The organism is Lentzea alba (assembly GCF_011067745.1).
GTDB classification, from domain to species: Bacteria; Actinomycetota; Actinomycetes; order Mycobacteriales; family Pseudonocardiaceae; genus Lentzea; species Lentzea alba.
Map to the genome: position 1 here is coordinate 353,670 of NZ_JAAMPJ010000007.1, position 23,154 is coordinate 376,823.

Genomic DNA, 23,154 nt, shown 5'->3' on the forward strand with positions numbered 1-23,154 from the left:
TGCGGCATGCAAACGGAAAAGAACACGCGGAGCCGTAGGCGCATCGCGATGAAACTGACCGGCATCGTTTCCGTCGCCGCTTTCGCGAGTATCGCTTTCGCCGCGGTGTCCAGTTCGGCGGAGTCACGCACCCCGAGCCTGGTCTGGGGTGCGTGTCCGACCGGCACTCCGGCACCGCAGCAGTGCGCGGAACTCACCGTCCCCCTCGACTACCGGACGCCGAAGAGCCGGAACATCAAGATCGAGGTGTCGCGCATCCCGGCGGCCGACCCGGCGAAGCGCAAGGGCGTGCTGATGGTCAACGGTGGTGGGCCGAGCTCGAGCCTCGACGTGCCCACGGCGTTCGGTCCCCTGCTGGCACAGGCGATCAGGGACAGCTACGACATCGTGGCTTTCGACCCGCGCGGCATCGGGCACAGCACGCCGATGAACTGCGGCCGCACGGTGGACGAGATGATTCGCGACCAACAGCTCGGGCTGCTGTCCTTCCCCGCGCCCAACGGCTCGATCGACCGGAACATCGCCTACTCCGTGCGGATGGCCGAGCAGTGCGCCGCGAACTCCGGTGACCTGCTGTCGCATCTGACGACCGCCAACATCGCCCGCGACATGGACAAGATCCGCGAAGCGCTCGGCGAGCGCACAGTCTCCTACTACGGCATCTCCTGGGGCACCTACCTCGGTTCGATCTACCGGGTGCTGTTCCCGCAGCGCGTCGACCGCATGGTCATCGACAGCTCGGTCGACCCGAACGCGCGTGGCTACGAGGACTTCCGCCTGTTCAGCAGCGCGATGGAGGACCGCTGGCCCGATCTGGCCCGCTTCGGCGTCGAGCAGGAGGACGTCGTCGGTCTCGGCGCCACCGAAGCCGAGGTCCGGCAGAACTACCTGGCGATGACGGCCGAACTCGACCGCAACCCGGTGACGCTCGACGGCACGAAGGCACGCATCGACGGCAACCTCATCCGCCTGTTGACCTGGCAGCTCTCCTACAACGACGGCAACTTCCCGCAGTTGGCCGCTCTGTGGCGCGCCGGCGTCAACCTCGCGCAGCACAAGGCCACCGACGCCGACCGCACCTTCCTGCGCGACTCCGCGAACACGAACATCACCGCCGGTGTGATGGCCGGTGTGCCGGCCGACAACCTGTTCTCCGTGGGCTGGGCGATCAGCTGCGGGGACAAGGCCTGGCCCAGTGACTACCGGGCCTACAGCCGCACCGTCCAGGCCGACCGGGAGCGCTACCCCCTCACCGCCGGCGCGCCCGCCAACTACGCGCCGTGCTCCGCCTGGTCGCCCAGCGAGCCGCGCCAGCCGGAACCGAAGGTGACGCAGACCGGCAACCGCAACGTCCTCATCCTGCAGAACCGCCGCGACCCGTCCACCCCGCTGCGCGCCGCCCAGGGCATGAAGAAGGCCATGGGCTCGGACGCGATCTTCGTCGAGGTCGACGCCGGCGGTCACGGCGTGCTCGTGCACCCCGACCAGAACACCTGCGCGATCGGCGCGATGAACACCTACCTCGTCAAGGGCGACCTGCCCGCACAGGACCTCACCTGCTCCTGACCTTTCCACGGCATGAAGGGCCGGTCCGGCGGACCGGCCCTTTTTGTGTGGCGTGCTAGCTCTTTTGACGCCGTTCGACGAACAAAGCCATGCCGAACATGAACGTGAGCGCACCGAAAGCGATGCTGATGTAGGGACTCAATCCGGCGATCGAAGTGCCGGCGTTGGCCACCGCGCTGACCACCAGGGCCGACCAGAGAAGAGCGCGGCGGTGAGACGGGGACTGGGCGGAATTCGTTTCGTTCATCATCGTTCGAAGCTATCCCCCACGACACGTCGCGCCGATACCACCAATACCCGTTCTTCGAGTACAGCAGGCGGTACTGAACTGCATCCATTCCCGTGGTACAGCCTGCACCACCACCGATTGGACAGCCTGTGGGTTTTCCGTCGCAGGTGGCACCTCGGTAGCTTCATTTGCATGAAAATCAGGAAACTGGCCGGTTGGCTGGGTCCGGGGCGTTCGGTCGCCGTGGCATTGGTCGCGGTCATCGGCGCGCTTTCCGCGGGGTCGTCCTCCGCGCCGCACAGCGACAAAGCCGACGGCTGGAAGGGGATCTTCCGCAAGAGCGTCTCGATCGACCTCGGCCGCGGCTGGGTGACGAAGGGCGAGCTCTCACTCCCGGCCTCGGCACACAAGAAGCTTCCACTGGTGGTACTGCTGCACGGCAGCGGTCACAACGACATGAACTCGACGCTGCCGGACAACGCGGGGTCGGTCTTCGTCCCCCTCACCCAGACCGCGAACCGCGAAGGGTTCGCCGTCCTGCGCTTCAACAAACGCGGCGTCACAGGTCTCGGCCCAACGCTGACCGACGACGAGTCGCAGTTGTACCCGCAGAAGCCCTACGAACAGGTTCTCTCCGATGCCGCATCGGTGGCACGGTTCGGTGCGTCGCTTCCCGAGGTCGACCCGTCGCGCATCTACCTCCTCGGCCACAGCGAAGGAACCCAGGTCGCCGCCAACCTCGCCGCGGACCCGCGCGCCGCGAACATCCCCAAGCCCGCCGGCGTCATCACCATGGGCGTCGTCGGCAGCGCCATCCGCACGGTCCTCACCTACCAGCTCTTCGGGGTGCGCCTGGCGCAGCTGCACGAAGAGTTCGATGTGGACGGTGACGGATCCTTGACCCGCACCGAGATCTCAGACGGCCTGATCGGACAGCCGTCCGATCTCGTGGCCTACTACCGCGACGTGCTGCTCTCCGGCGACCAGGTCAAGCCCGAGACCGACACCGACCGCAACGGCGTGCTGGCCATCGACGCCGAGGTCGGCCGTGTGCTGCGGGCGAAGAGCCGCATCGACGACTATCCCAACTCCGAAGGCGTCGACGAGCACACCAAGCGCTACATCCTCGACATCGACCGGTTCGCCAACGTCTCGGTCGACCTGCCCAAGTTCGACGGACCGACTCTGCTCCTCAACGGTGAGAACGACGTCCAGACGCCTGCTCGGGTGGCCCGCGTCGCCGACGACGCCATCGCGAAGGCCGGCCGCCGGGACCACACCCTCATCACCTACCCCGGAATCGGGCACGTCATGAACCTGACGTCCAAGTTCACCGGCAAGTTCGGAGAACCGGACCCGGCAGTGCTGTCGGACATCGCGCGCTGGCTCAAGGCCCACCGGTAGACCCGGTAGCGCTCACGGCAACCTGCCGCGATGTTCGCGACAGGTTGTCGTCGAAGCGTCAGGTCGTGCTCAGCCTCGTTCACCCACAAGACCAAAGGACGCCGCTGCGTCTCGGCCACCTCCTCGGTCTGCGTTCGTCACGACGGGTGGCGGACGAGGAAAGGCGGTGCGTGAACGCCCGCCCAACAGCCAACGTGCAGCGGAGGCGTCAGAGACGGCCAGGTAGGCGATGCGGACCTGCACAGCCGCGATCATGCGGAACCTGCACGGACGCACTTCTCGACACACACAGTGCTCGACACCCGCATTTCCTGCGGTGCCGCTAAAACTTTAGCCGGTCCCGCAAATACAAAGGCCCATTCTGTTTGATGGGCTAAGGTTTTCGAAACGTTGCCGAAACCCCCCGGCAACCTTACGGAGCCAGCTGGTCGCTGCTAGCGTCGGCAAACGTCGGTAAACCGCCGCGCAGGCCGACATCGACGGCGGCCGGACACGACGATCAACTCAACCCTCCAGGGTCTAATTGCGCTGCCTGGCTGCCGTGCCAACCTCAATTACGAGGAGTACTGCACATGGCTGAAGTCAATTTCCGATCGGCGAGCCGCAAGCGTGGCCGTCTCGCGCTGCTCGTCCGCAGCGCCTGTGTCGCGCTGGTCGTGGCGGTGACCCCCGGCGTGGCCGGCGCTGACGTGGGTATCACCGCCACCTGTTCGAGCCAGACGGGCAACCACGGCGGTTACTACTACTCTTTCTGGACTGATGGTGGCGGCAGGGTCTGCATGGACTTCGGATCCGGCGGCAACTACAGCACCTCCTGGAGCAATGTCGGCAACTTCGTCGGCGGCAAGGGCTGGGCCAACGGTTCACGACGGACCGTGAACTATTCCGGCAGCTTCAACCCGTCCGGCAATGCTTATCTGACGCTGTACGGGTGGACCTCGAACCCGCTCGTCGAGTACTACATCGTCGACAACTGGGGCACGTATCGGCCCACCGGTACCTACAAGGGCACGGTCACCACCGACGGCGGCACGTACGACATCTACCAGACGATGCGGTACAACGCTCCGTCCGTCGAAGGCAACAAGACCTTCCCGCAGTTCTGGAGCGTCCGGCAGCAGAAGCGGACGGGCGGATCCATCACCACCGGCAACCACTTCGACGCGTGGAACCGCGCCAACATGCGGCTGGGCAACTTCAGCTATTACATGGTCCTCGCGACCGAGGGATACCGGAGCAGCGGCAACTCCAACATCACGGTGAGGTGAGCGCCCCGCTCAGCTGAGTTCGGTCCGCCGACGGGCAAGCTCACGGTGTCGACGCCGAATCGTGGCGACCGCCTCTTCTCCTCCGGCCCGCCTGTCGCCGGCCGAGGATCGGACTCATCGGACACATCAACCAATCGGTTGATGTGTCCGATGAGTCCCAGCTGCCACTGTCTGGATCATGAAACGACTTCTGGGGGCGATGGTCGCCGTTGGCGCGTTGGTGTTGGGTGCCGCGCCAGCGGCGGCGAGCGACAACGCCGCGGTGCCTACGAACGCCGGTCTGGTGCGAGGAACCACGAAGGCGGATGTCCGTTCGTACGAGGGGATTCCCTACGCCGCACCGCCGGTCGGCAACCTGCGCTGGCACTCGCCCGTGCCGCCGGTGCCGTGGTCCGGTGTGCTCAACGCGACCCGGCCGGGCAGTCGCTGTCCTCAGGCCGGTGTCGGCGGCCGGCCCGCCAGCGTCACCGAGGATTGCCTTTACCTCGACGTCACCACACCACGTGCGGCCAGGAAGGCACCGGTGCTGGTGTGGCTGCACGGTGGCGGGCTCATGAACGGTGCCGGTAGCGACTACCTGCCGACCCGGCTGGTCAAGCGAGGCGGCCTGGTCGTGGTGACTGTCAACTACCGGCTGGGAAACCTCGGTTTCCTCGGGTTTCCCGGGCTCGCGAACGGCGGCGCGTTCGGTATCGAGGACCAGCAGGCGGCGCTGCGCTGGGTGCGGCAGAACATCGCGGAGTTCGGTGGCGACCCGAACAACGTCACCCTGGCAGGAGAATCCGCCGGAGCGCATTCGGTGTGCGCGCAGCTCGCGTCGCCGGGCGCGGCCGGGTTGTTCCATCGGGCGATCGCCCAGAGCACGGCCTGTGTGCCGAACACCTTCGCCGACGCGGACTTCCGGCCGCTGCTCGACGTGCCGCTGTTCGTGCCGCACGAGTGGCACCAGGGACATGGCCAGAACATCGCCGCTCAGCTGGGGTGCACGACACTCGAGTGCCTGCGCGGCAAACCGGTGCCGGACCTGCTCGCCGCGCCGGCGTTTCCCTTGCCCGCCTTCGGGAACACGGTGCTGCCGGAGGACCCCGCGGTGGCCGTACCGGCCGGGCGGTTCAACCACGTGCCGCTGCTGACCGGCACCACGCGCGACGAGGGCACGTTCTTCGCGCCACTGCTGTTCCCCGATCTCGGTCCCGACGGCTACCTGGCCGCGTTGACCACCCATTTCGGGCCGCACGCCGCAGCGGTCGCGCAGCGGTACCCGCTCGAGGAGCACGGTGGTTCCGCGGTGCAGGCGATGGGCGCGATCATGACCGACCTCGACTGGACGTGGCCACAACATGCGGCGGATCGCCGGTTCGCAGGCAAGATCCCGGTGTACGCCTATGAGTTCCTCGACCGCACGGCACCGGCGATTCCCGAGTTCCCGCCCGGTGTCGAGCCGCTCGCTTCACACGGCTCCGAGCTGCGGTACCTGTTCGACCTGCGCTCCGACGACGTACGGCTGACTGCCGCACAGCGCCGCCTCGGCGACCGAATGATCGACTACTGGGTCCGCTTCGCGGCCACCGGCAACCCCAACCGGCCCGGCCTGCCGACGTGGCCCCGTGTCGACCCGGCGGACACCACGCCGTACGTGCAAGGCCTCGACCTCGACCGAATCGGTCCGTTCGACCGGGCGGGGAAACACGATCTGGCCTTCTGGGACGCGCTCGCGCAACAGTGACCGGACCAGCGGTCCAAGGGTGCTGTCGTGCCTGATCACAGCTAGGCACCTGGCCGGAAGTGCTGTCCGAAACCTCCGTGCCGGCCGACGCCGAGAAGCACCCCGTCCCTGCCCAACCACCCGGCGAAAGGTACGTACGCCCTGGGCCTACGTACGTGCCTTTCGCCCGGAAAAATGAGGGCGGGGCGGCAGGGGTGGGCACTGGTCTGGCCGGGTAACGGACACAACTTCTGGCGGCCTGCTCAGGTCGGCATGCGGTTTGCCCGGGCCACGTCGCCGTACCAGCGGGCCGACGGCTTGATGGTCCGGGTCTGGTTGGTGCGATCGACCGCCACGAGCCCGTACGTGGGGCCATAGCCGTCCCACCACTCCCAGTTGTCCAGCATGGACCAGTGCACGTAGCCGGTGATGGGCAGCCCGTCGCCGATCAACCGGTGCACCGCGCGCAGGCCTTCACGGATGTAGTCGATGCGCTCGGTGTCCTGGTTGGTCGCGACGCCGTGCTCGGTGATGACGATTTCCTTGCCGGGGAACAGGTTCGCCACTCGCTGGATCGTTTCCCCGACCGCTTCCGGTGCCCACCGGTAGCCCATCAGGGTGCGACGAACCCCGTCGGCCGGCGCTTCCCCGGTGGGCACGGCGGCTACCGCTTGGCGGCGCAGGTGCGGCAGCACCAGTGCCTGGGTCAGGCGGCGGCTGCGCAGGACCGCCGCGCTCAGATGGCCGACGATCCTCGGGGCGTTGACGTCGAGGCGGGTGTAGGTCTGGACGCCGACGAAGTCGTCCTCGGCGGTCTCGGCGAAGAACCGGTCCTCGTGCACCTCCCGGGCCCAGCGCATGGTCGGGAGACCACCAGGGTTGGCGTGCCAGTCCTGCAGCGCGTGCGACATGCCGACCTTGACGCCGGGGGTGAGTTCGCGGATGACCTCGCGGGCGCTGCGGTGTGCGGCGTTGAGTCCGGCGGCAGCGGCGTCGAACGCGTCGAGGTTGCGGACGAATGGCGGGGTGGGAAAGGTGCCCAGGTAGCCCCGCGTGATCGTGTTGCCGGGCTCGTTGATCGTGCTGATGTGCGGAACGCGGTTTTCCAGGCGTTCCATCACGTACCTGGTGTAGCGGGCGAACCAGGACGAGAACGCGGGGTTCGTCCAGGCACCGGCGTGCGTGGCCCACGCCGGCAACGTGAAGTGCTGCAAGGTGATCATCGGTGTGACGCCGTGGTTCAGGCAGGTGTCGACCATGTCGACGTAGTGCTGGATCGCCTCGCGGTCGAACTCACCTTGGCGGGGCTCGACGCGCGCCTACTCCACGGAGAACCGGTAGGTGTTCAGCCCGAGTTCCGCGAGCAGGGCGATGTCGTCGGGGTAGCGGTGCCAGTGGTCGCACGCGATGCCGGAGGATTCCGCCATGGGCGCCTTGGGCGACGGATCGGTCTCCCACTCCCACCAGTCACTGGTCGTGTTGTTGCCCTCCACCTGGTGTGCGGCAGTCGCGGCGCCCCACAGGAAGCCGTCGGGGAAGGTCAACGGTTCGGGCACGCTCGGCTCCTGAATTCCTCGACGAACACGGTCGGATGAATCACTAACGCGCGTTAGTGATTTCGCGGTACAGTACATCGGAGGGTGATGAACCCACAAGACGGGAGGGGTGCGGATGGCAGCCGAGACTGCTCGTTCAGGGCGCCGTGCCACCAGTGCCGACGTGGCTCGGGAGGCCGGAGTCTCCAGGTCGACCGTGAGCTTCGTGCTCAACGGCACCAAGGGGCAGACGATCCCCGAGGCGACGCGGCAACGCGTCCTGGAAGCGGCCGCGCGGTTGCGGTACGCCCCCTCGGCGGAGGCCCGCACGCTCAGCCGGGGCCGCAGCGACGTCGTGCTCCTTACCAGCCCCCGCAACTGCCGATGACCGCCGATGTCGGTGCCCTGGTCGAGTTTCTGGCGGCGGAGTTCGCGGAGGCGGGGCTCACGGCGGTCACCCACCCGTGGTCCCGCAAGCCTGACGGCGATGTGCTGACCGCCATCACCCCCGTGGCCGTCATCGCGTGGGATCTGCCCGATGACGACGTCGCCGAAATGCGGCACAACGGTGTGCGCGCCGTGGTTTCCCTGACGGCCGAGTCCGACCCCGTCGCGCGGTGGATCTGGGGAACCCGGGAGAACGGCATCGCCCGGCTGCAGGTCGAGCGACTGCTCGAGGCAGGGCATCGCCGGCTTGGCTACGCCCGCCCGCACGACGAACGCTTGGCCGAGGCGAGCAAGATGCGCCTGACCGCGTTGCGACAAGCCTGCGCGGCACACGGCCTGCCAGATCCGGTGGCCCTGAACATTCCCGGTGACGAAGCGGGTGCCCAACCCGCCACCGACGCCGTCACGACCTGGCGCGAACTGGCCCCGGCCGTCACCGGCGTGTGCGCCCACGACGACGTGGCGGCACTGGCCGTCCTGGCGGGCCTCCGCGAGCGAGGCCTGACCGCACCGGCGGACCTGGCCGTGATCGGAGCCGGCGACTCCCCTGCCGCCCGCCTCGCCGCCCCACCGCTGACGATGGTGGCGGTGGACATGCACGCCACCGCACGCCACCTCGTCGAGGCGGTCACCTGCCTGCTCGACGGCCGACCCGTGCCGGCCGGCCCCGAGGTCACCCAGGTGATCGAGCGGCATTCGGTCTGATCTCGACTTGCAGTCCGAAGTGGACAGAATCTTCGAGCCAAAGGGCGCCCCATGAACTCGTTCCACCCCGACCTCGCACTCGCGCGCTTCATCCCCAACTTCTCCTACGGCCCGTTCACCTCCCGCATGGTGCGCAGCCTGAAACCACGCCCGGCCAAACCCACACCGGGTGTCACGGTTCGCGAGATGTTCGTGCCCGGCCCACAGGGCGCACCACCGGTGTCACTGCGGGTCTTCCAACCGGACGGCTTGTCGGCCAAGGCTCCGGCGCTGCTCTGGATCCACGGCGGCGGGCTCATCTTCGGCTCTCCCGAACAGGACGACCGCAACAACGCCGCCTTCGCCCGTGAGCTTGGCATCACCGTCGCCGCCGTCCGCTACCGGTTCGCCTCCACGAGCCCGGCACCCGCCGCGGTCGAGGACACCTACGCCGGGCTGCGAGGCCTGGTCGCACAGGCCGACGAACTCCACATCGACCCGGACCGCATCGCGATCGGCGGCGCCAGCGCCGGCGGCGGGCTCACGGCGGCGCTCGCACAGCTCGCCCACGACCGCGCCGAGATCCGGCCCGTGTTCCAGCTGCTGGTCTACCCGATGCTCGACGACCGCACGACAACCCGCACGGACATCGACACCCGCGGCCACCGGATGTGGACGCCGAAGAGCAACCGCTACGGCTGGTCCACGTATCTCGGCGGCGCCGTCGCAGGCACGGACGTGCCCCAGTACGCCGTGGCCGCTCGCCGCGAGGACCTCACCGGACTCCCGCCGGCCTGGATCGGCGTCGGCACCCTCGACCTGTTCCACGACGAGGACGTCGAGTACGCCCGCCGGCTGAACGACAGCGGCGTCGCGTGCCAGCTCGACGTCGTTCCCGGCGCGTTCCACGGCTTCGACCTCGTGTTCCCCAAAGCCGAAGTCAGCCGCCAGTTCTGGCGCCTGCAGGCACAAGCACTCGACGGCGCGCTGACCGTCGCGCCATGACGTCACGCACAGATCCTCGAAGAGTCCGAAGTGGACGCACGGGTGTGCACTGAACGTCACGCCGCTGTGCCTGAAGGGAATTCCATCGAACATCCTCCCGGACGGGACCTGGCTCGTTACGGTGAGATCGCGTAACGGGCCACACCGCTGACGTGCGCCTCTGAGGGGAGCTGCAGGAGGGGGTGTAGCTGACTTGTGCCCATCACGGAGAGGGGAACTCCAGGTGGAGGTAAACCCAGCGGAGTTGGAGAAGGCCGCCGCGGTGGTCGACGGTGCGGTCGCACATTTCAATGCGCGCCGTGCCGAGTTGCACGAAATCGCGAACGAAATGCACACGGGCCGGCAACTGAGCGATGGCTACGGCAAGACCGGCGGCTACCAACAGGGTCTCCAGAACTTCGGTGTGGCGTTCGAGCAGGTCCTGGAGGAGTTCATCAAGGACGAGGACAAGTTCTGCGCATTCCTGGAGGGATTCCGCGACCGGCTCCGGCAGTCGGCCGGGACCTACCAGGAGACGGAGCTCGCGAACACCCAGTCCATGAACCTCATCGGCAGCAAGCTCGACCAGGGGAAGGCGTGACCATGGAGTTCTGGACCTACGAGGATGACATCGGCGGTCCGGTCACCCACCTCGGCGAGGTGTTCCGGTCGGGGAACGCCCCGCGGTTCCACGGGATGCTGAAAAGCCTCGCCGAGTTGAAGGACTACGACGACAGCTGGCCGCCGCGGTGGGTGGACGTCGGCAAGGTCGAAGTCATCGCGATGAACGACGGCGAGGTGGGGTCCGGCCCGATTCCCGAGGACATCACGTTCTACGACGAGTACTCGATCCTGCGGGGCTCGGTGCGGGGTGACGGCAAGCGAGACCTCACCGTGGAGGAGTTCTTCCACCACGCGGACATCCTTTCCGGGCAGAACGTCGGCTCTGTGCCCGAACACGGCAACGAGATCCGTGAACTGCTGAAGGTCACGTCCGGCGGATGGGTCGAGGGCGTCGTCGACCGCATCGAGGCCGCCCGGATGGGACTGTCCCATCCGACCTGGATCGGACTGATCGACAACTTCGAGAAGGCCGGCGGTCAGGTGTGGCAGCACTGGCAGGACAGCGCCGCCGACCTGGCCAAGGAGAAGTTCGCCGCCCTGCACCTCTGGTACGGCGACCGGGATCCCGGTGACATCTACCGCAGTCAGGGGCTCGGCCGGCTGACGCAGTGCCTGCTGGGGTTCGCGGCACTCATCCACGGCGCACGGCTCGACATCGACAACCTCATGGGGGCGTGCGTGCGGAACGTGCACGCCTGGGACAAGAACACGCCCCATGTGTCGCAAGTCGGCTGGGCCGCGTTGAGCGGGATCGCGAATGCTGCGGTCGGGAACAAGCTGGAGGCCGCGATAACGGCGGTCGGCACGATCAACGACATCGCCGCCGACATCAAGATGCAGAAGGCGGTGCAGACCGGCGGCTGCTACGACATTCTGGAGAACTACCTGAAAGAAGCGGACGAGGTGCTCGAGCACGCGCTCGCTGGTGCCGACGCGCTCGTGGACGAAGTGAAGTCGATCCGGAACGAGTTCCACTTCGCGCCGGTACCGGTGTGGGAGTGACGGCCGGTCTCTTGGCACCGGTGGCTCACGGCCTGGCGGCCATAGCGGCAGGTGGGGTGTTGGAGGCGGTCGAGCCGGTGTGGAACTGGGGCGTGACGAGGTAGACGAACTCGAACGCCTCGTCGGCCGCCAGGGCCTCGGTGCGCACGCCCTCGCCGATGCGGACGCCGTGCTGGGTCAGCAGCACCTGGTGCACCGGAAACACGTTCTGCCCGATGACACTTGGGTCCAGCACCTCGAGTCCCCACGTGTCGCTGCCGACCAGCGCCACCCGGCGGGACGCGAGGTACCTGGCCTCACGGAGGTAGATGCCCGGCTCGGTGGTGATGTACCGCCGGTTGTGCGGGTCCTGCGGGTCGTCGAACCCGGCGCGGTTCAGCAGGTGGGTCCAGCCGGTGCGGAACAGCGCCACGTCACCCGGTCCCGGTTCCCTGCGCACCCCCTGCCTGCGCAGGGCGTCGCGCATGTCGGTGAGGGTGATCCGATAGTTGTCGCGCAGGACCCACTCACCGTTCACCGGCGAGCGGAACAGGTCGGTGCGGGATCCCTGCGCCAGCTTGAGGCCCACGATGTCGTAGAGGACACCGCGGGTGACGATGGGGCCGAGGTGCTCGTTGCCGAGTTTCGCGAGTCCACGCGGCTTGGCGATGTCCGGCCCGCGGTGGCCGTTGTAGTACGTCTCGCCGACGCCGACGTGGCCGAGGTTGTCCAGCTGAGTGGCGATCTGGTAGGTCCCGCCGTGCGGGAACCGCTCTTCGTGGAACGAGATCGCGTTGGGCCCGAGCGGCGTGGGCGACTGCAGGATGCCGGACTCGGGATGCGTTCGCGGGTCGTAGTTCGCGGCCGGGACGAAGTCGCCGCGCGGCTGGTACCCGAAGACCGTGAGCCGCTGCCGGAGCACGCGCGGCGGCTCGCCCGCGAACGCCGGGAAGTTGTCCTGCATGAGCTCACCCAGGTTGTACGTCCGCACCGGGCCGCGTCCTTCGAGCAACCGCAACGCCTCGCGGGTCCGCTCGGGAGTCACCTCGTTCCAGGTGCCGCGCTGGTCGCCCGCGCCGTAGCGGCGAGCCGTCCGCTCGGCCCACCCGGCGACCTCGTCCGGGGTGAACATGCGGTCGGTCCACTCCTCGGCGGCCGCGGACGAGGTGCCGATCCCCGCCGACACGGCGGCGGTCACCGCGGCCGCTTTCGCCGTCAGACCGAGAACTTCCCGTCGGCTGTGCAGATGGGCGCGCATGAAGTCGGGACGCATGACCCACCACCCTGCTGGCACTCCGGGTCGTGGGCAATCACCCAGCCGATCGACTTTCGGTGCTCCGGGATGAACTCCGCCCCTGCGCGCCCTTCCCCAGCGCGGCCTCGCGGAACTCCCGCGGCGACATCCCGAACTCGGCCCGGAACAGCTTGCTGAAGTGGCTGGCCTCGGCGATTCCCCACTGGGCCGCCACAGTGGACACGGAACGGTGCGCCATGTCGGGGTCCGCCAGCATCCGGCGAATGCGGTCCAGGCGCCGCCGACGGACGTGGCCGCCGACCGTCTCCCCCTGCTGCTGGAACAGCTTGTGCAGGTATCGCACGGAAATGTGGTGCGCCGCGGCGATCGTCTCGGGGCTGAGGTCGTCGCCGAGGTGGGCTTCGACGTAGTCGATCACCTGCGTGTGCAGGTCGTCCGGCAACGCGGCGGGCCGTGCCGTCGTGCGGAGCACAGTCCGCAGCAGGAAGTGCACGTGTTCGCCCAGTTCCCGTCCGGTCGCCGGGCCGAGGTTCGGTGCCTGGCAGGCGAACTCGGCGAGCGTCGCCGTGAGGATTCGCGCCGCCGGGGTCTGGGTGACCGTGGCGTGTGCGGGCGTGGACGGCACACCGGGGAAGCCGAGCAGGAAATACCGGTACGGGCCGGCGACAGCCAGTCGGAACGGCCGGGCGCCCGTGTAGAGCAGGCACTCCCCCGCCGCGGCGCTCGTGTCCCGGCCGTCCTGCTCCAGCCGGGCCCCTCCGTCGAGCAGGACGGCCGCCACCAGGCTGTCGGCTCCGGCCAGGCGCCACGGTCGCACCTGGACGTCGTGGTCGCCGACGATCTCGCACGCGTTCAGCGCACCGAAGCGGTAGGGACGGATGGCCGCTTCGTACCGCGTGCCCGATGAACTGACGACAACGGTGTCCACGGCGCGTGCGTGATGTGGTGCTGCGGTGTCGAGGTAGCCGTAGACCAGCGATCCGCCATCTCTGCGTTCGACCGGCATGGCGCCTCCTTCGGCCGCATCGAGGTTCGGCGAGTGGGCGCTCGCCGACCAGTGCTGTGCGCTGGCTCACCACTTTCGCAGCGGCGATCGGCGGAGGCTACCCCGAACCGCGGACGACGGAGGTGGTGTGTGGACGTTCTTCTGGCGATCCTGAGCCAGTTCGGGCTCTTCGGTCTGCTCACCGTGGGCATCGCGATCGTCTTCGCGGCCCTGCGCGTCGTGAACCTGGCGCACTGCGACTTCGCGATGCTCGGCGCGTACGCGGCGGCCACTCTCACCGGGATGCCGTTCGGCTGGCGTGTCGTGGCGGTTCTCGCGACCACCATCCCGTTGCTGGTGCTGGTCGAACGCCTGCTGCGACGCTCGTTCGCGGACGGGCTCGGCGCGCTGCTCGTGACGTGGGGCGTCGGCATGGCGTTGCGCCAGATCGCCGAGGTGACGTTCGGTGCCACGCCCCGCGCGGTCGCCGCGCCGATCAGCGGCTCGGTGGCCGTGTTCGGCGCCCAGGGACCGGCCTACCGGCTCGTCTGCTCGCTCGTCGCGGTCACTGTCGTCGGACTGGTGCTGGTCGTCGCGTACCGGACGCGGTGGGGGCTGACGCTGCGCGCCGTGGCGGACAACCCGGCGATGGCCGGACTGCTGGGCACGGACCCGAACCGGTTGCGCACGACCGCGTTCGTCGCGGGTGGATTGCTGGCCGTGCTCGCCGGCGCGCTGTACAGCCCGACGCTGGCGGTGAGCCCCTCGACGGGGTTCAGCCTGCTCGTGCCGACCTTCTTCGCGCTGCTGTTCAGCCGCCCCGGTTCCCTTGCCACCGCGGCACTCGCCGCGCTCGGGGTGTCCGCGCTGGCCGTGCTGCTGCGGACCTGGCTGTCCGACGTCGTCGCGGACGCCCTGTTCTACGTCGTCGTCATCGGTATCGCCGCGGCGCGTTCGCGCCCCACGATTCGGAGGTTGGTCACATGGTCTCGCCGCTTCGCCGTTCGGTCTGCGTGATCTCCGTGCTGACCCTGTTGTCGAGCACCGGCTGCGCGGGGTCGGCGCTCTCCGGGTCCAGCGGCGCCGACACCGGCGCTCCGCTGAAGATCGGTGTCGTCGTGCCGCTCACGGGTCCGATCGGACAGGCGGGAACCGCGCTGCGGCGCGGGTTCGAGCTCGGTGTCGCGAAGGTCAACGACGCCGGTGGGATCGGCGGGAAGAAGGTCGAGTACGTCGTCGTGGACGACGCCGGCGACCCGGCGAACTCCACCCAGCTCGCGCGCCGGCTCGTCCAGCAGGACAAGGTGTCCGTGCTGTTCGGCACGATCACCGGCGACACCGCCGAGGCCGTGGGGAAGGTGTCCGACGACAACAAGATCCCGTTCCTCACCGCGATTCTCGGTGATCCCGAGCAGTGCCGGCCCTACCAGTGGGGGTTCGGCGAGTCGACCCGGCAGCTGCTCACCCCGATGTTGCCGCAGCTGCTGCAGAAGTACGGAAACCGCGTCGCCGTGGTCGGTTCCGACTACAACTACCCGCGCCTGTACGCCGGACTGGCCAAGGAGCTCACGCAAGCAGGCGGCGGGACGGTGGTGGCCGAGGAGTACAGCCCGATAGGCCAGACCGACTGGCAACCGGTCATCGCACGGCTCAAGGCCGCGGACCCGGACGTCCTGCTGTCGATGGTCGTCGGCGCCGACGCGATCGCGTTCAGCCAGCAGGCCCAGCAGTTCGGGCTGCTCACCCCGGAACTGGGCTTCGAGGGCGCGCCGCTGGACGCCGACTACCACCCCGCACTCAGCGCGCTCACGACCGGCAGGCACCACGCCGTGCGCTGGGCCGATGGGATGACCGATCCCGCGAGCCGGCAGTTCGTCAGCGACTACCGGTCGACCCACCAGTGGAACGCGCCCATTCCCGAGGTCGCGGGCAACGCCTACTTCGGCATCCAGTTCGTGCTCGCGGCCGCGGCGAAGGCAGGCAACGACCCGGCGGCGATCAACCGGGAGATCGGCTCGCTGAAGTTCGACTCCCCACTGGGCACCGGCACGCACTTCGCGTCGAACAACCACATCCTGCAGGCGGAGATGTTCGACGCCACGATCTCGCCGGACGGCTATACCGTGACCGCGAAGTTCGGTCCGGTCGCCGACACGGTGGCCCGGAAGGGCTGCTGATGCGCGGGGCCGTGTTCTTCGCGGTACCGGCGGTGCTGCTCGCGGCCGCGCCGTTCGGGCTCAGCGCGTTCACGCTGGCCGTCCTGACTCTCGGGCTCACCTACGGGCTGTTCGCGTACGGGCTCGATCTCGCCTGGGGTCGCGCCGGGATGCTCAGCATCGGGCACGCCGCGTTCTTCGGGCTCGGCGCCTACGCGGTCGCGCTCGCCGAGAAACACCAGTGGCCGCTCGCGGTCGCGCTGCTGTCCGCGCTCGTGGCCGGGGCGATGATCGCGCTGGTCATCGCGCGCATCGGGCTGGCCTCGGCCGTACCCGACGCGCCGCTGATCCTGCTGACGCTCGGCGTGGGTCTGTTGCTGCAGAAGGCGGCGACCAGTTTCACGCCTGTGACCGGCGGACCCAACGGGCTGACCGTGTCCGATCCCGGCGTGGTCACCACCTACTACCGGACGCTGGTCGTCGCGGCCGTGGTGGTGGGGCTGGGCAGCTGGTTGGTGCGAAGCCGGTTCGGTGCCCAGTTGATCGCGGCGGCCCGCAATCCCGAGCGCGCGGAGCAGACCGGCATCGACACCGTGCGCGTCCGCACGATCGCGTTCGTCGTGAGTGCGACCGTGTCGACCATCGCGGGAACGCTGTACGCGCCGGTCGCCGGGCTCGTCTCGCCACCGGTGTTCGGGCTGGCGCTGTCCACCAGCGTGCTCGTGTGGCTCGCCGTCGGCGGCCGGGAGTCGGTGCTCGGACCGTTCCTCGCCGCCGTGGTCCTCACGGCAGGGCAGCAACTGATCGGCAGCTCGTGGCAGAGCTGGTACCTGCTGGGGCTCGCGGCGGTGTTCATCCTCGTCGTCCAGGTGCTGCCCGGCGGCGTGGCCGGAGCCGTGCGCGGGTGGCTGCGGCGGGGCAGGGCCGCTGTCACGCTTCCCCGCGTCCGGCACCGGCCGCGCGTGGTTTCCGCCACCGACGAGCCTGCCCTTGTCCTGCAAGGGATTTCGAAGTCGTTCGGCCCTGTGCGGGTGCTCGACGGCGTGGATCTCACCGTGACGCCGGGCCGCTGTGTCTGCTTGATCGGTCCCAACGGCGCCGGCAAGAGCACGCTGCTCGCCGTCGTCGCGGGGCAGCTCGCCGCCGACGCCGGAACACTGCGCTTGTTCGGCCGGGACGCGGCGGCACTGCCGGTGCACGCCCGTGTCCGGCTCGGCCTCGGGCGGATGTTCCAGATCCCCAGCGTCATCGCCGAGTTGTCGCCGGCGGACAACATCCGGCTGGCCAGGCTCGGCGCACCGGCCGAGATCGAACTGCCCGAGGCGTACCAGGATCTGGCCGCCGACGACAACACGGTCGCCGGCTCGCTCGCCCTGGCCGACCGGCGCCGCCTGGAACTCGCGATGGTGCTCTCCGGCGCGCCCCGGTTGGTACTGCTCGACGAACCCGCGGCCGGGCTCGGCCCCGACGACGCCCGGCGACTCGTCAGCGCGCTGCGGGACGTCATCGCGAACACCGGCTGCGCGATGCTGGTCGTCGAACACGACATGGACATCGTGCGCGGGCTCGCCGACGACGTGGCCGCGCTGCACCACGGCCGGGTCATCGCCCACGGGTCGATGGACGAGGTCGTCGCCGACGCCGCCGTGCGCCAGGCCTACCTGGGGGCGAGCTGATGCTGACGCTGCGCGCCCTGAACGGCGGCTACGGCCAGGCCGCCGTCGTCCGCGACGTGAACACCGAAATCGGCGACGGCGAGATCGTCGCACTCGTCGGCCGCAACGGCATGGGCAAGACGACGTTGCTGCGGACCATCTTCGGTCTGGCCGACCGCCAGGGCGGTGAGATCACCTTCGACGGCCGCCCGGTGCCGCCGAAACGACCGGACGTCCTGGCGCGATGGGGTGCCTCGCTCATGCCGGAAGACCGCGGCGTGTTCCCCGCCCTGACCGTCGAGGAAAACCTGACCCTGGCGACCAGGAAGTCGTTCCGGCCGGTGGTCGACCCGCGCGAGGTCTTCCCGTTGCTGACCGAACGCCGCCGTCAGCTCGCGGGAACCCTTTCCGGCGGCCAGAAACAGCAGCTCGGCATCGCCAGGGCGCTGCTGGCCGGGCAACGCCTGATCGTGGTCGACGAGCTCACCCAAGGGCTGCAGCCCTCGATCGTGCGGGACGTGGTGGACGCGCTGGGCCAGGTCGCCGCCACCGGGGTGGCGGTGCTCGTCGTCGACCAGCACCCCGACCAAGCCCTGGACTGGTGTCACCGCGTCCTCGTCATGGAGTCGGGACGCCTCGCGCTCGACGCCCCGATCGGCATCGACACCCGCCAACGCTGTCACGAACTGCTGATGCTGCGCTGAAAGGAAATCCATGGATCCCTTCGAGTCCGTTGTGGACCTCGCCGCCGCCGTCCGCCGCCGCGAGCTGAGCCCGGTCGAGGTCGTCGACACCTACCTGGAGCGGATCGACCGCCACGACAGCGTCAACGCCTTCGTGTGGCGCAACGACGAAGAGGTGCGCACCGCGGCCAAAGCCGCGGAACAGGCGGTCGTCGAGGGCGGCGAGCTCGGGCCGTGCCACGGCGTCCCGATCCCGATCAAGGAGCTGACCCACGTCGACGGACAGCCCGCCACCTACGGTTCGCTGGGCATCTCGGACGCTCCCCGCACCGGCAACGCGCCGGTCGTGGACCGGCTGCTGAACGCGGGCTTCCTCCTGATGGGACGGACGAACTCGCCGGAGATGGGCCTGCTCACGACCACCGAGAACGAACGGTTCGGCACCACCCACAACCCGTGGCGGCTCACGCACTCCCCCGGCGGATCGAGCGGTGGGGCCGCGGCCGCGGTGGCCGCCGGACTCGCCCCGGTCGCGCACGCGTCCGACGGCGGCGGCTCGATCCGGGTCCCGTCCTCGTGCTGCGGCCTCGTCGGGCTCAAACCCAGTCGTGGCCGCGTCCCGCAGCCGGTCGCCGCCTGGGAGCACGCGACCGTCGAGGGCGCCATCACCCGCTACGTCCGCGACGCCGCCCTGCTGCTCGACGTGATGTCCGTGCCCGACCCGCTGGTCTGGTACCAGGCTCCCGCTCCCCTGCGACCGTTCCTCGACGAGGTCGGCGCCGCACAGGAACGGCTGCGCATCGGCCTGCTCACCGCCGCGCCCACGGGAATGCCGGTCGACCCTCACTGCGTCGAGGCCGCGGAGAAGACCGGCCGGTTGCTCGAGTCGCTCGGCCACGACGTCTTTCCGGCCGAACCCGAGTTCTTCACCGAGGAAGCCTGGATCGGTTACGCGCAAACGGTTCTGGACGCTTCTCTGTGCGCGATGCCGTTCGACGAGCCTGAACTGGCCGGACCGCAGCTGCGGTACCGGATGGAGCGCGCGAAGAACAGGGATTCGGGTGCGTACGTGCGCGCTTCGGTACGGCTGCAGGAAGAGTCCCGCGGCGTGGTCGCCCAGTGGGGCCGGGACTTCGACGTCCTGTTGACGCCCACCCTGGCCTGCCTGCCACCACTCGTCGACACGGTGCTGCGGGAAGCCGTCGACAATCCCGGCGGCCTGCGGCTGACCGAGACCCAGATGATCTCGTTCACCTCTTTCTGCAACATCACCGGACTCCCCGCCATCTCGCTCCCGGTCCACACCTCACCCGACGGCCTGCCGATCGGCGCCCAGCTCGTGGCCGGGCCGTGGGACGAGGCCGTCCTCATCCGGCTCGCGTCGGCGCTGGAGCCTCTGGTGGAATGGACGACCAGGCGCGCCACTCACGCAGGACCGGCAACCTCGTCGATGACGTCGAGGCCGAGGTGTTCGATGTGATAAACGGCCTCGTCGAGCAGCATCGCCACGTGGTTGTCGTACAGGCTGTAGACCACGCTGCGGCCTTGGCGCGTGCCGGTCACCAGCCCGAGCGCCCGCAGCAACCGCAGCTGGTGCGAGACCGCTGACTGTTCCATCTCGACGGCCTCGGCGAGCTCGCCGACCGGGCAGGCGCCGTGCCGCAGGCGGGTCAGGATGCGCAGCCGGCTCGGCGTCGCCAGCGCCTGGAGGGTGGCCGCCACCGTTGCCGCCGACTCGGCGTCCAGCTGTGCCGGCGGGGTGACCCTGCCCTCGACTCCATGACCCATGACAGCATCTTACTCAGTGAACACATGAAGAGGTCTTCAGATGTTCCTGTATGGTGCTGCCGTGACTTCGACCCTCACCACAGACGCACCGAACCGCGCACCATCTCTCCCCCGCCGTTCCGTCTTCGCGATCGCCGAGGTCCGGTGGGCGGCCGCGGCCACCGTGTTGTTCGTGCTCGGACTCGCGGTCAAGTTCGCCGGCGGGCCATCGTGGACCTGGTGGACGTTGCTGCTGGGCTGTTACGTGGCGGGCGGCTGGGAACCCGCGCTCGCCGGGCTCAACGCTCTGCGGGAGCGGACGCTCGACGTCGACCTGTTGATGATCGTCGCCGCGATCGGTGCCGCCGCGATCGGACAGGTCGTCGACGGCGGTCTGCTGATCGTCATCTTCGCGACCTCGGGCGCGCTGGAGGCCGTGCTCACCCAGCGGACCGCCGATTCGGTGCGCGGGTTGCTCGACCTCGCGCCGCAGCGCGCCACCCTGCTGCTGCCGGAGAGCGGCGAACGTGAGGTGGACGCGGCGTCGCTGCGGATCGGTGACCTGATCCTCGTGCGGCCGGGCGAGCGGATCGGCGGAGACGGCGTGGTCGTCGACGGGCGCAGTGAGGCCGACCAGGCGTCGATCACCGGTGAGTCGCTGCCCGTGCCGAAACAGCCGGGCTCGGAGGTGTTCGCGGGGTCGCTCAACGGCACCGGCGCCCTGCACGTCCAGATCACTCGCGCGGCCAGGGACACCGTGATCGCCGGCATCGTGGCGATGGTCGAGCAGGCGTCCGCCACCAAGGCGAAGACGCAGCTGTTCATCGAGAAGGTCGAGCAGCGCTATTCGTTCGGCGTGGTGGCCGTGACGCTCGCGTTGTTCGCGGTACCGCTGCTGTTCGGCGCGGCGCTGGAGCCGACGCTGCTGCGGGCGATGACCTTCATGATCGTCGCTTCGCCGTGTGCGCTGGTGCTGGCCACCATGCCGCCACTGCTGGCTGCCATCGCCAACGCCGGGAAACGCGGTGTGCTCGTGAAGTCCGCGGTGGCCATGGAACAGCTGGGCACCGCGGACGTCGTGGCGTTCGACAAGACCGGCACACTCACCGAGGGCACGCCTCAGGTCGTCGGCATCACCACCGACGAAGACGAGAACCGTGTCCTCGCGCTGGCCGCGGCGGCCGAGCAGTTCAGCGAGCACCCGATCGGCCGCGCGATCGTCGAAGCCGCGCGGCAACGCGGCCTGATCGTGCCGCCGGCCTCCGACTTCCGGGCCACGCCTGGCATCGGCGTGACGGCACGCGTCGCACAGGCCGTCGTTTCGGTGCGCAGGGCCGACTCCGCGCCGAACGGCAACACGGCAGTAGCCGTCACTGTCGACCAGCGTCAGGTTGGCGTCGTCGAGCTGGCCGACCGGCTCCGTCCGTCCAGCGAACTCGCTGTCCGGGATCTCACCGTCCTCAACGGACGCCCTCCTGTGCTTCTGACGGGGGACAACCGCCTTGCCGCGCAACGCGTCGCGGACGCGGTCGGCATCAGCGAGGTGCGTGCCGAGTTGCTGCCGCAGGACAAGGTTCGGGCGGTTGACGAGCTGGGCAGCAGGGTGCTGTTCGTGGGAGACGGCGTGAACGACGCTCCCGCCCTCGCGACGGCACACGCAGGGATCGCCATGGGACACAAGGGATCCGCACTCACCGTGGACACCGCGGACGCCGTGCTGGTGGGCGATGACCTGACCGCGGTTCCGGCACTCGTCGCGCTGGCCCGCCGGGCCAGGCGGGTCGTGATGGTCAACCTCGCGATCGCCGGCACGTTCATCCTGGTGCTGTCCGCGTGGGACCTGTTCGGCACGCTGCCCCTCCCGCTCGGCGTCGCCGGGCACGAGGGGTCGACCGTGCTGGTCGCGCTCAACGGAATGCGGCTGCTGAGCAAGCGAGCATGGACGCGGTGAGCCTCAGGCCGCGCGTCGCAGCACCGGCGTCACCCACGCCAGCACGACACCGGTCAACAACACCACCACACCGGCCGCAAGCCCGGCGCGCGGATCACCGAACGCCACCGCCACCGCACCCGCGAGTGCCGCACCGAGCGGCTGCCCGACACCCCACGCCAGCATCCTCGCCGTGGTGTTCACCCGCGACTGCAGCTCCTCAGGACACACCTGCTGCCGGTAAGTGATTCCGTTGAGCACCACGGTGGCATGCGCGGCACCCCAGTACACCGCTGCCGCGCACACCACGAGCCAATGCCCGCTCACCAGCACAAGAACACCACCGAGCAACGAAAGCGGGAGAGCCGTCAACGCAAGCCGCGCACCACCCCAGCGCGCCGTCAGCCGCGGCACCAACCGTGAGGCGACGATCGCCCCCACACCCCAGCAGCTGAACAACGCGGCGAGCCGCACATCACCGCGCGGCGCGACACCCAGCACGCGATCCGCGAACGGCACGAGCACCGCCACCCACGCACCACCCGCGACCGAGTGCGTCGCACCGACGAGCGTCAGGGTGCGGATGATCGGCTCGCGCCACAGGAACCGCAACCCTTCCCGCACATCGGCGACGAGCTCACCGGCGCCCCGCACCGGACGCGGATTCGCCATGCTCCCGGCGATACCCCGCAACAACAACGCCGACCCCACGGCGGTCAGCACGTTCACGGCCAGCAACGCCGCCGGCGAGACGACCGCGACCACCAGACCCGTCAGACCGGGCACCACGAGCTCCACCGCGGTCGTCCGCCCGTAGAGGGTCGAGTACGCGGCGGTCAACCGGTCCTTGCCCACCAACGCCGGCAGCGCCCCGAAGTTCGCCGCGTCGAAGAACACGAACGCCGTCTGCACGGCAAACGCCACCACCACGACATGCGGCGCGCCCAACACACCGGCCCACCACGCCAACGGCACGCTGAACAACACCACGGCGACGCCGAAGTCCAGCGCCACCATCATCTTCCGGCGATCCAGACGATCCGCCAGCGCACCCGCCAGCAACCCGAACACCAGGTACGGCAACGCCTCCGCCACCGCGACCGCCGAAGTCCATCCCGCCGAACCCGTAAGCTGGTAGACCAGCACGGGCATCGACACGGCCGCCACCACGGCACCGGCGACCGACAACACCCGTGCCGCCAGATAACGGCTAAAGTCGCGCTCTGACACATGCGGTTTCTGTGTACTCGTCACCGCAACAGCATATGACTATCATGTTCATCTTCAGGGAGAAAT

21 protein-coding genes and 1 pseudogene are annotated in these 23,154 nt (G+C 69.0%); 15 read left to right on the top strand and 7 right to left on the bottom strand.

Going from position 1 to position 23,154, the window contains the following annotated elements:
• Positions 1-6 precede the first annotated feature (6 nt).
• Positions 7-1,566: an alpha/beta hydrolase gene (locus tag G7043_RS26425; protein ID WP_242642675.1), complete on the top strand. Its 1,560-nt coding sequence runs from the start codon at positions 7-9 to the stop codon at positions 1,564-1,566.
• Positions 1,567-1,621: 55 nt separating this feature from the next.
• Here the strand turns inward: G7043_RS26425 and G7043_RS26430 are convergent, their stop codons facing one another.
• The gene (locus G7043_RS26430; protein WP_166049925.1) at positions 1,622-1,816 is read right to left on the bottom strand and encodes a hypothetical protein; all 195 of its coding nucleotides are present in this window, start codon (positions 1,814-1,816) and stop codon (positions 1,622-1,624) included.
• Between the two features lie 171 nt (positions 1,817-1,987).
• Between G7043_RS26430 and G7043_RS26435 the strand changes: the two genes are divergently transcribed.
• The 3 genes from G7043_RS26435 (at position 1,988) to G7043_RS26445 (ending at position 6,193) form a co-directional block, all read left to right on the top strand.
• Positions 1,988-3,199: an alpha/beta hydrolase family protein gene (locus G7043_RS26435; RefSeq protein WP_166049927.1), complete on the top strand. Its 1,212-nt coding sequence runs from the start codon at positions 1,988-1,990 to the stop codon at positions 3,197-3,199.
• A gap of 572 nt (positions 3,200-3,771) precedes the next feature.
• The gene (locus tag G7043_RS26440; protein ID WP_166049928.1) at positions 3,772-4,467 is read left to right on the top strand and encodes a glycoside hydrolase family 11 protein; all 696 of its coding nucleotides are present in this window, start codon (positions 3,772-3,774) and stop codon (positions 4,465-4,467) included.
• Positions 4,468-4,645: 178 nt separating this feature from the next.
• Positions 4,646-6,193, top strand: a complete 1,548-nt coding sequence (locus G7043_RS26445; RefSeq protein WP_166049930.1) for a carboxylesterase/lipase family protein — start codon at positions 4,646-4,648, stop codon at positions 6,191-6,193.
• Between the two features lie 242 nt (positions 6,194-6,435).
• Here G7043_RS26445 and G7043_RS49500 read toward each other — a convergent pair whose 3' ends face one another.
• Positions 6,436-7,083, bottom strand: coding sequence for a family 1 glycosylhydrolase (locus G7043_RS49500; RefSeq protein ID WP_313888090.1), 648 nt, complete (start codon positions 7,081-7,083; stop codon positions 6,436-6,438).
• Positions 7,078-7,806 (bottom strand): annotated as a pseudogene (locus tag G7043_RS48615) (family 1 glycosylhydrolase); the annotation flags it as partial. The gene G7043_RS49500 and the pseudogene G7043_RS48615, both read right to left, overlap by 6 nt.
• Before the next feature lie 37 nt (positions 7,807-7,843).
• Between G7043_RS48615 and G7043_RS47720 the strand changes: the two are divergent.
• From G7043_RS47720 to G7043_RS26470, 5 genes are all read left to right on the top strand, one after another.
• Entirely contained in the window at positions 7,844-8,095 is a 252-nt protein-coding gene (locus G7043_RS47720; protein ID WP_207311736.1) for a LacI family DNA-binding transcriptional regulator, read from the top strand.
• Positions 8,092-8,859 (top strand): substrate-binding domain-containing protein, encoded by a 768-nt coding sequence (locus G7043_RS26455; RefSeq protein ID WP_207311737.1) that lies wholly within the window; start codon positions 8,092-8,094, stop codon positions 8,857-8,859. The genes G7043_RS47720 and G7043_RS26455 overlap by 4 nt, the downstream gene beginning before the upstream one ends.
• Before the next feature lie 51 nt (positions 8,860-8,910).
• A complete protein-coding gene (locus G7043_RS26460) occupies positions 8,911-9,843 on the top strand; it encodes an alpha/beta hydrolase (RefSeq protein ID WP_166049933.1) in 933 nt (310 codons plus the stop codon).
• A 223-nt stretch (positions 9,844-10,066) separates the two neighbouring features.
• Positions 10,067-10,423 carry a hypothetical protein gene (locus G7043_RS26465; RefSeq protein ID WP_166049935.1) on the top strand — a complete coding sequence of 119 codons (357 nt, stop codon included), beginning with the start codon at positions 10,067-10,069 and terminating at the stop codon, positions 10,421-10,423.
• Complete coding sequence (locus G7043_RS26470; RefSeq protein ID WP_166049937.1) at positions 10,420-11,448, top strand: hypothetical protein; 1,029 nt, start codon at positions 10,420-10,422, stop codon at positions 11,446-11,448. The genes G7043_RS26465 and G7043_RS26470 overlap by 4 nt, the downstream gene beginning before the upstream one ends.
• Positions 11,449-11,473: 25 nt before the next feature.
• On the opposite strand, the gene G7043_RS26475 is transcribed toward G7043_RS26470, so the two are convergent.
• Together G7043_RS26475 and G7043_RS26480 are read right to left on the bottom strand one after the other, a co-directional pair.
• On the bottom strand, positions 11,474-12,700 hold the full coding sequence (locus G7043_RS26475) for a cyclase family protein (RefSeq protein WP_166049939.1): 1,227 nt from the start codon (positions 12,698-12,700) through the stop codon (positions 11,474-11,476).
• 37 nt (positions 12,701-12,737) lie between these two features.
• A complete protein-coding gene (locus G7043_RS26480) occupies positions 12,738-13,688 on the bottom strand; it encodes a helix-turn-helix domain-containing protein (protein WP_166049941.1) in 951 nt (316 codons plus the stop codon).
• A gap of 129 nt (positions 13,689-13,817) precedes the next feature.
• Between G7043_RS26480 and G7043_RS26485 the strand changes: the two genes are divergently transcribed.
• From G7043_RS26485 to G7043_RS26505, 5 genes are read left to right on the top strand one after another with little or no spacing between them, the layout of a single operon-like run.
• Entirely contained in the window at positions 13,818-14,684 is an 867-nt protein-coding gene (locus G7043_RS26485) for a branched-chain amino acid ABC transporter permease (protein ID WP_166049943.1), read from the top strand.
• Positions 14,651-15,844: an ABC transporter substrate-binding protein gene (locus G7043_RS26490; RefSeq protein WP_166049945.1), complete on the top strand. Its 1,194-nt coding sequence runs from the start codon at positions 14,651-14,653 to the stop codon at positions 15,842-15,844. The genes G7043_RS26485 and G7043_RS26490 overlap by 34 nt, the downstream gene beginning before the upstream one ends.
• Positions 15,844-17,499 carry a branched-chain amino acid ABC transporter ATP-binding protein/permease gene (locus tag G7043_RS26495; protein WP_166049947.1) on the top strand — a complete coding sequence of 552 codons (1,656 nt, stop codon included), beginning with the start codon at positions 15,844-15,846 and terminating at the stop codon, positions 17,497-17,499. Before G7043_RS26490 ends, G7043_RS26495 begins: the two co-directional genes overlap by 1 nt.
• A complete protein-coding gene (locus G7043_RS26500; protein WP_166049949.1) occupies positions 17,499-18,182 on the top strand; it encodes an ABC transporter ATP-binding protein in 684 nt (227 codons plus the stop codon). The genes G7043_RS26495 and G7043_RS26500 overlap by 1 nt, the downstream gene beginning before the upstream one ends.
• A 10-nt stretch (positions 18,183-18,192) precedes the next feature.
• Positions 18,193-19,641, top strand: coding sequence for an amidase (locus tag G7043_RS26505; protein ID WP_166049950.1), 1,449 nt, complete (start codon positions 18,193-18,195; stop codon positions 19,639-19,641).
• On the opposite strand, the gene G7043_RS26510 is transcribed toward G7043_RS26505, so the two are convergent.
• On the bottom strand, positions 19,587-19,949 hold the full coding sequence (locus tag G7043_RS26510) for an ArsR/SmtB family transcription factor (protein WP_166049952.1): 363 nt from the start codon (positions 19,947-19,949) through the stop codon (positions 19,587-19,589). The two genes, G7043_RS26505 and G7043_RS26510, sit on opposite strands and share 55 nt — an antisense overlap.
• Positions 19,950-19,989: 40 nt before the next feature.
• Here G7043_RS26510 and G7043_RS26515 point away from each other — a divergent pair, with 40 nt between their 5' ends.
• Positions 19,990-21,879 (top strand): heavy metal translocating P-type ATPase, encoded by a 1,890-nt coding sequence (locus G7043_RS26515; RefSeq protein ID WP_166049954.1) that lies wholly within the window; start codon positions 19,990-19,992, stop codon positions 21,877-21,879.
• 3 nt (positions 21,880-21,882) lie between these two features.
• Here G7043_RS26515 and G7043_RS26520 read toward each other — a convergent pair whose 3' ends face one another.
• On the bottom strand, positions 21,883-23,112 hold the full coding sequence (locus tag G7043_RS26520; RefSeq protein ID WP_166049956.1) for an MFS transporter: 1,230 nt from the start codon (positions 23,110-23,112) through the stop codon (positions 21,883-21,885).
• Positions 23,113-23,154 lie beyond the last annotated feature (42 nt).

What these genes read in the sequence shown, in the direction of transcription:
- G7043_RS26425 (WP_242642675.1), top strand. Translation starts at nt 7, where the DNA reads ATGCAAACGGAAAAGAACACGCGGAGCCGTAGGCGCATCGCGATGAAA.
- G7043_RS26430 (WP_166049925.1), bottom strand. Translation starts at nt 1,816, where the DNA reads ATGATGAACGAAACGAATTCCGCCCAGTCCCCGTCTCACCGCCGCGCT.
- G7043_RS26435 (WP_166049927.1), top strand. Translation starts at nt 1,988, where the DNA reads ATGAAAATCAGGAAACTGGCCGGTTGGCTGGGTCCGGGGCGTTCGGTC.
- G7043_RS26440 (WP_166049928.1), top strand. Translation starts at nt 3,772, where the DNA reads ATGGCTGAAGTCAATTTCCGATCGGCGAGCCGCAAGCGTGGCCGTCTC.
- G7043_RS26445 (WP_166049930.1), top strand. Translation starts at nt 4,646, where the DNA reads ATGAAACGACTTCTGGGGGCGATGGTCGCCGTTGGCGCGTTGGTGTTG.
- G7043_RS49500 (WP_313888090.1), bottom strand. Translation starts at nt 7,083, where the DNA reads ATGTCGCACGCGCTGCAGGACTGGCACGCCAACCCTGGTGGTCTCCCG.
- G7043_RS47720 (WP_207311736.1), top strand. Translation starts at nt 7,844, where the DNA reads ATGGCAGCCGAGACTGCTCGTTCAGGGCGCCGTGCCACCAGTGCCGAC.
- G7043_RS26455 (WP_207311737.1), top strand. Translation starts at nt 8,092, where the DNA reads ATGACCGCCGATGTCGGTGCCCTGGTCGAGTTTCTGGCGGCGGAGTTC.
- G7043_RS26460 (WP_166049933.1), top strand. Translation starts at nt 8,911, where the DNA reads ATGAACTCGTTCCACCCCGACCTCGCACTCGCGCGCTTCATCCCCAAC.
- G7043_RS26475 (WP_166049939.1), bottom strand. Translation starts at nt 12,700, where the DNA reads ATGCGTCCCGACTTCATGCGCGCCCATCTGCACAGCCGACGGGAAGTT.
- G7043_RS26480 (WP_166049941.1), bottom strand. Translation starts at nt 13,688, where the DNA reads ATGCCGGTCGAACGCAGAGATGGCGGATCGCTGGTCTACGGCTACCTC.
- G7043_RS26490 (WP_166049945.1), top strand. Translation starts at nt 14,651, where the DNA reads ATGGTCTCGCCGCTTCGCCGTTCGGTCTGCGTGATCTCCGTGCTGACC.
- G7043_RS26495 (WP_166049947.1), top strand. Translation starts at nt 15,844, where the DNA reads ATGCGCGGGGCCGTGTTCTTCGCGGTACCGGCGGTGCTGCTCGCGGCC.
- G7043_RS26500 (WP_166049949.1), top strand. Translation starts at nt 17,499, where the DNA reads ATGCTGACGCTGCGCGCCCTGAACGGCGGCTACGGCCAGGCCGCCGTC.
- G7043_RS26505 (WP_166049950.1), top strand. Translation starts at nt 18,193, where the DNA reads ATGGATCCCTTCGAGTCCGTTGTGGACCTCGCCGCCGCCGTCCGCCGC.
- G7043_RS26510 (WP_166049952.1), bottom strand. Translation starts at nt 19,949, where the DNA reads ATGGGTCATGGAGTCGAGGGCAGGGTCACCCCGCCGGCACAGCTGGAC.
- G7043_RS26515 (WP_166049954.1), top strand. Translation starts at nt 19,990, where the DNA reads ATGTTCCTGTATGGTGCTGCCGTGACTTCGACCCTCACCACAGACGCA.